This is a genomic window from Plasticicumulans sp., assembly GCF_035331805.1.
Taxonomy (GTDB): domain Bacteria; phylum Pseudomonadota; class Gammaproteobacteria; order Competibacterales; family Competibacteraceae; genus Plasticicumulans.
The window spans coordinates 1-5,918 of sequence record NZ_DAOLKE010000221.1; the positions used below are offsets into that span (position 1 = coordinate 1).

Consider the following 5,918-nt stretch of genomic DNA (forward strand, 5'->3'; position numbering starts at 1 on the left):
CGGTCAGCGCCCGGCGCTCACCCCGGGCGGCGGCGGCGAGCACGCTGTCGAGGTCATGGCCGGGGATCGCGCGCTGGCGGCTCAGCATCTGCTGCAGGATCAGCCCGAGCGCGTACTGGTCGCTCTTCGCATCGACCGTCTCGCCGCGCGCCTGCTCGGGCGCCATCCAGGCCGGCGTGCCGAGCCGGTCGCCGGCGCGGGTGCGCTCGCTGGCCGGATCAGGACCGAGACCGGCGTCGGTGACCGGCAGGTCGGCAGCGCAGAGGTCCGGGGCACCGATGATGCGGGCGATGCCCCAGTCCATCACGTACACCTCGTTGAAGGCGCCGACCATGATGTTGGCGGGCTTCAGATCGCGGTGGATGACGCCGCGCGCATGCGCGTAGGTCAGCGCATCGCAGACCTTCAGGAAGTGCTCGATCAGCGCCGCGCGCGCCTCGCGGCGGGCCGTGCGCGTCGCCGGCAGCGGTTCGTCCAGCAGTTCGGCCAGCGTGCGCCCGCGCACGAGCTTCATCGCGTAGGCGATGCGCCCGTGCGCGTCGCGCTCCAGCGCATAGACCGGCACCACGTTCGGGTGATCGAGCTGCGCGGTCAGCTGCGCCTCGGTCAGGAAGCGCTGCGCGAGCCCCGGCAGCGCCTGCACGCCTTCGTGCAGGCGCTTGAAGGCGACCGTGCGCCGCAGCGCCGCATCGCGCGCCGCCTCGACGCTCGCCATTCCCCCCTGCCCGACCGGGCCGAGCAGTTCGTAGCGCGGGTTCGGCAGCGGCGGCAGCTCGGTGAGCTTTTCGCCGGCCGGGCCGTTCAGGGTGCGCAGCAGCGTCAGTTCGACGTTGCCGGCATTGAGCACGCGGGTCGCCTCGACGGGCTCTTCCCGCAGCCGGGTGGCCTCGACCTGCAGGCGGGTCTGTTCGATCACGCGGGTCTGCTCGATCTTGTCGGCGCTCATGCCGGCGGCACCCGGGGCTTTGTCCGCATCTATTCCTCGAACCGGCTCGTCTCATCCCGATCCCGCGCGTAGCGGCGCGTGAGCGGAAATGCCGGCAGCCAGGATTCGCGGCGGATGATCCAGCTTTCGTAGGTCGGCACGAACAGGTCGGGTGCATCGAATGAACCGAGGTTCAGCTCGATCTCATCGGCGCTGCGCGAGAACACCGACGATCCGCAAAGCGGACAGAAGCAGCGGCCTTCGTAGTCGCGGACCTCGCCTTCGATCGTCACCGCCGCCTCCGGGAAGATCGCGGACGCATGGAACAGCGCCCCGTGGAACTTGCGGCAGTCGAGGCAGTGGCAGAGGCCGACCCGGTACGGCCGCCCGCTCGCCACGAACCGGACCCGGCCGCAGAGGCAGCCACCGGTGAATCGTTCCATATGTCCCATCTCCACGGCACCTCAGTCCACGGCTCCTCAGCCGGTCTGGCGCTGCGCGGCCTGCCCGCGCCAGTCGAGCCGGCTGCGCAGCGTCACGACGCCACCGATGATCAGCAGCGCCGGCGGGCTGATCTCGGTGCGCTCGACCAGCGCGCAGACCTCGGCGAGCGTCGAGACGTGCGTGCGCATGTCCGGCTGCGTGCCGCGCTCGACGATCGCGACCGGCGTGTCGGGTGGCATGCCGTGATCGAGCAGGCCGGCGCGGATGGCCTGGATGCCGTGCACGCCCATGTAGAACACCAGCGTCTGGTTCGGCATCGCCAGCGCCGGCCAGTTGAGCCGCAGGTCGCCGTCGCGCTTCGGGTGGCCGGTGACGAAGGTCACCGACTGCGCGTGATCGCGGTGCGTCAGCGGAATGCCGGCGTAGGCCGCGCAGCCGCTCGCCGCGGTGATGCCGGGCACGACCTGGAACGGGATGCCCTCGGCCATCAGCGTGTCGATCTCCTCGCCGCCGCGGCCGAAGATGAACGGATCGCCGCCCTTGAGGCGCAGCACGCGCCGGCCTGCGCGGGCGAGGCGCACCAGCAGCGCGTTGATTTCTTCCTGCGGCAGCGTGTGCTCGGCGCGCGCCTTGCCGACGTAGATGCGCTCGGCATCGCGGCGCACCAGCGCCAGCACGCCGTCGGAAATCAGCCGGTCGTAGACGACGACATCGGCCTGCTGCATCAGGCGCAGCGCGCGGAAGGTCAGCAGCTCCGGATCGCCGGGGCCGCCGCCGACCAGATAGACCTCGCCGGGCGCATCGTCCGGAGCATGGCCGGCGGCTTCGAGCAGGGCTTCGAGCCGCGCGCGACCCTCGGCCTCGCGCCCGGCGAGCACATCCTCGGCGACCGCGCCCTGCAGCGCGTCCTCCCAGAACGCCCGGCGGCGGGCCTCGGGCACGGCGTGCTGCACGCGGCTGCGGAAATCGGCGGCGAGGCGCGCGAGCTTCCCGTAGGCGGCCGGGATCAGCGATTCGAGCCGCCCGCGCAGCAGCCGCGCCAGCACCGGCGAGGCACCGCCGGTCGACAGCGCGACGATCACCGGCGAGCGATCGACGATCGCCGGCATGATGAAGCTGCAGAGCGCCGGGTTGTCGACGACGTTGACCGGCAGCGAACGCGCGCGCGCCAGCCGCGAGACCTCGGCGTTGACGACCACGTCGTCGGTGGCGGCGATGACCAGATCGGCGCCGTCGAGATCGGGCGCGGCGAAATGGCGTGCGACGTGGCGGATGCGGCCGGCGGCGTACTCGCCGGCGAGCGTCGTGCCGAGTTCCGGTGCGACGACGCGCACCTCGGCACCGGCATCGAGCAGCAGCGCCACCTTGCGCGCGGCCACCTCGCCGCCGCCGACGACCAGCGCCGGGCGGCCGGTCAGGCGCAGGAACAGGGGCAGGAAATCCACGACGACACCTCGGGGCTGGGGGGCAGGAAGGACGCGACTTGTAGCACCGTGCAACGAATGCTGCCGGGCGCGCACGCGACTGTCAGGGGCCGGTATGGTGTGCTTAGATACCGCCCCCCGTCACGCCGAAGGTCGCCGAAGATGAACGCGCGCGAGCTCGCCGCCAACGTCACCGAACTGACCACGCTGCCCGATGTGTACCAGCAGATCCGGGCACTGGCCGATGATCCGCATGCCTCGCTCAAGCAGTTCGCCGACGTGGTCAGCATGGATGCCGCGATTTCGGCGCGGCTGCTGCGCCTGGTCAACAGTCCGTTCTACGGCCTGCCCGGCAAGGTCGACAGCGTGCTGCGCGCGATCAACCTGATCGGCACCGATGAGCTCTGCAACCTCGTGCTCGCCAGCTCGATCGGCGGCATGTTCAAGGGCGTCAGCAATGCCGCGCTCGACCTGCCGGCGTTCTGGTGGCGCAACGTCAGCGTCGCGATGCTCGCGCGCCAGCTCGGGCGGCAGAATCACATGCCGTCCCACGAGCGCCTGTTCATCGCCGGCATCCTGCACGATGTCGGCCGGCTCGTGGCCTTCCAGCAGGTGCCGACGCTCGCCGCCGAGATCGAGCGCACGCAGACCGACGCCTACGACACCGGCCGCCAGCGCGCCGTGCTCGGCTTCGGCTACGCCGAACTCGGCGCCGAACTGCTGCACCAGTGGGGCATGCCGGAGGCGCTGGTCGAGATCGTCGGCTGCCAGCCGCAGCCGCAGCGCGCGCTCGAATACGGCCGTGATGCCGCCGTGCTGCACATCGCCGCCCGTGCCGTGCCGCTGATCGCGGCCGACCCCGGCACGCCGGCCGAGCTGGAAACCCTGGTCGCCGAGGACCTCTGGGAGGAAAGCGGCCTCGATGCCGGCCAGCTCGACACCGCCCTCGCGGCCGTGCGCGAGCGCGGCTCCGAAGTCCGCGGACTGTTCTGAAGCGCCGGTCATCGCCGCCCCGCAGCCGCAGGAGACGCCTTCGTGGTCGCGACCAGCCATACCCCGAGTCCGCTGTACGACTTCGACGCCTGGATCGCCGGCCTGCCGGTGCGCTGGAGCCCGGCGCAGGTTGCGCGCGTGCGCGAGGCCCACGCGCTGGCGCTCGCCGCGCTGCCCGGCGAGCCCGATCCCGACACGCCGCCGCCGGCGCTCGCGGTCGCCGACATCCTCGCCGGCCTGCGCCTCGATCACGAAGTCGTCTGCGCCGCGCTGCTGCAGCCCGAGAACGTCGCCGGCTGCCTGACGCCCGGCGTGCTCGCCGAGCAGTTCGGCGACAGCATCGCGCGCCTGGTCGAGGGCGCCGAGAAGATCACCGTCATCGGCGACTTCCACCAGCAGGTGCATGCGCACGGCGACCAGCTCGAACGCCTGCGCAAGATGCTGCTGGCGATGGCGCAGGACGTGCGCGTCGTGCTGATCGCCCTCGCCCGCCGCCTGCACCGGCTGCGCACGCTCGCCGGCTACGACCCGATCGCGCAGCAGCGCATCGCCCGCGAGACGCTCGATCTCTACGCCCCGCTCGCCAACCGCCTCGGCATCGCCCGCGTCAAGTGGGAACTCGAGGACCTGGCGCTGCGCTGGCTGGCGCCGGACACCTACAAGGAACTCGCGCGCGCGCTCGATGAGCGCCGCGTCGAACGCGAGGCCTACATCGAGGCGGCGATGGACGAGCTGCGCGCCGAACTCGAACACGCCGGCATCCACGCCGAGGTCACCGGCCGCGTCAAGCACATCTACAGCATCTGGAAGAAGATGCAGCGCAAGCGCCTGCCGTTCGAGCAGATCTTCGACGTGCGCGCCGTGCGCGTGATCGTCGACACGGTCGCCGACTGCTACGCCGCGCTCGGCGTCGTGCACGCGCGCTGGAACCACATCCGCAAGGAATTCGACGACTACATCGCCAACCCCAAGGCCAACGGCTACCGCTCGCTGCACACCGCCGTGTTCGGCCCGGACGGGCGCACGCTGGAAATCCAGATCCGCACGCTGGAGATGCACCAGAACGCCGAACTCGGCGTCGCCGCGCACTGGCGCTACAAGGAAGGCGCGAGCGGCGCGCAGCAGCCGAGCAGCTACGAGCAGCAGATCGCCTGGCTGCGCCAGATGCTCGAAGCCCGCGACGACGGCGACGAGGACGACGACCGCGACGGCGAGGACCTGCTGGAGCGCGTGAAGGCCGAAGCCTTCCAGGACCGCGTCTACGTGCTGACGCCGCGCGGCGAGATCGTCGAGCTGCCCCAGGGCGCGACGCCGCTCGATTTCGCCTACCACGTGCACACCGAGATCGGCCACCGCTGCCGCGGCGCCAAGGTCAACGGCCGCATCGTGCCGCTCAGCTACGAGCTGAAGAACGGCGAGCAGGTCGACGTGCTGACCACCAAATCCGGCAGCCCGAGCCGCGACTGGCTGTCACCGCACCTCGGCTATCTCAAGAGCACGCGCGCCCGCAACAAGGTGCGCGCCTGGTTCCGCCAGCTCGACCTCGAACACAGCATCGCCAGCGGCCGTCAGGCACTCGATCGCGAGCTGCACCGCCTCGGCGTGCGCAGCGTCAACCTCGAACGCCTGGCCGAGACGCTCGAATACGACCAGCCCGAGGAGCTCTACGCCGCGATCGGCCGCGGCGACCTGACCGCGACCCACGTCGTCTCGGTCGCGCAGGACATGATCCTGCCGCCGCCGCCGGCCGAAACCACGATGCCGCTGCAGCGGCCGACCATCACCAGCGAACCCGGCGAGATCAAGATCAGCGGCGTCGGCAAGCTGCTGACCCAGCTCGCACGCTGCTGCAAGCCGGTGCCCTACGACGCCATCGTCGGCTTCATCACCCAGGGCCGCGGCGTCACCATCCACCGCGCCGACTGCCCGAACCTGCTCGACCTGCAGAGCCACAGCCGCGAGCGGCTGATCGAGGTGAGCTGGGGCGACGAGACCGCGCCGCGCTACAACGTCGATGTGCAGATCGACGCCTACGACCGCACCGGCCTGCTGCGCGACATCACGCAGGTGCTCGCCAACGACCGCATCAACGTCATCGCCGTCAACACGCTCTCCGACAAGCAGGCCGGCAC

Annotated in this window: 5 protein-coding genes; 2 read left to right on the top strand and 3 right to left on the bottom strand. The window is 71.1% G+C overall.

Annotated elements, in window-relative coordinates:
• The 3 genes from PKE44_RS13745 to cysG all read right to left on the bottom strand — a co-directional run.
• The coding region (locus PKE44_RS13745) for a serine/threonine-protein kinase (RefSeq protein WP_324552144.1) at window positions 1–946 on the bottom strand (946 nt) is incomplete at its 3' end.
• 29 nt (window positions 947–975) lie between these two features.
• On the bottom strand, window positions 976–1,368 hold the full coding sequence (locus tag PKE44_RS13750) for a GFA family protein (protein WP_324552146.1): 393 nt from the start codon (window positions 1,366–1,368) through the stop codon (window positions 976–978).
• Window positions 1,369–1,404: 36 nt separating this feature from the next.
• Window positions 1,405–2,814: a siroheme synthase CysG gene (gene cysG / locus PKE44_RS13755; RefSeq protein ID WP_324552148.1), complete on the bottom strand. Its 1,410-nt coding sequence runs from the start codon at window positions 2,812–2,814 to the stop codon at window positions 1,405–1,407.
• Between the two features lie 141 nt (window positions 2,815–2,955).
• On the opposite strand from cysG, the gene PKE44_RS13760 reads away from it, so the two are divergent.
• Complete coding sequence (locus PKE44_RS13760; protein ID WP_324552150.1) at window positions 2,956–3,786, top strand: HDOD domain-containing protein; 831 nt, start codon at window positions 2,956–2,958, stop codon at window positions 3,784–3,786.
• Between the two features lie 42 nt (window positions 3,787–3,828).
• Window positions 3,829–5,918 (top strand): GTP diphosphokinase (gene relA / locus PKE44_RS13765; RefSeq protein ID WP_324552152.1); only part of this gene is annotated, 2,090 nt, incomplete at its 3' end.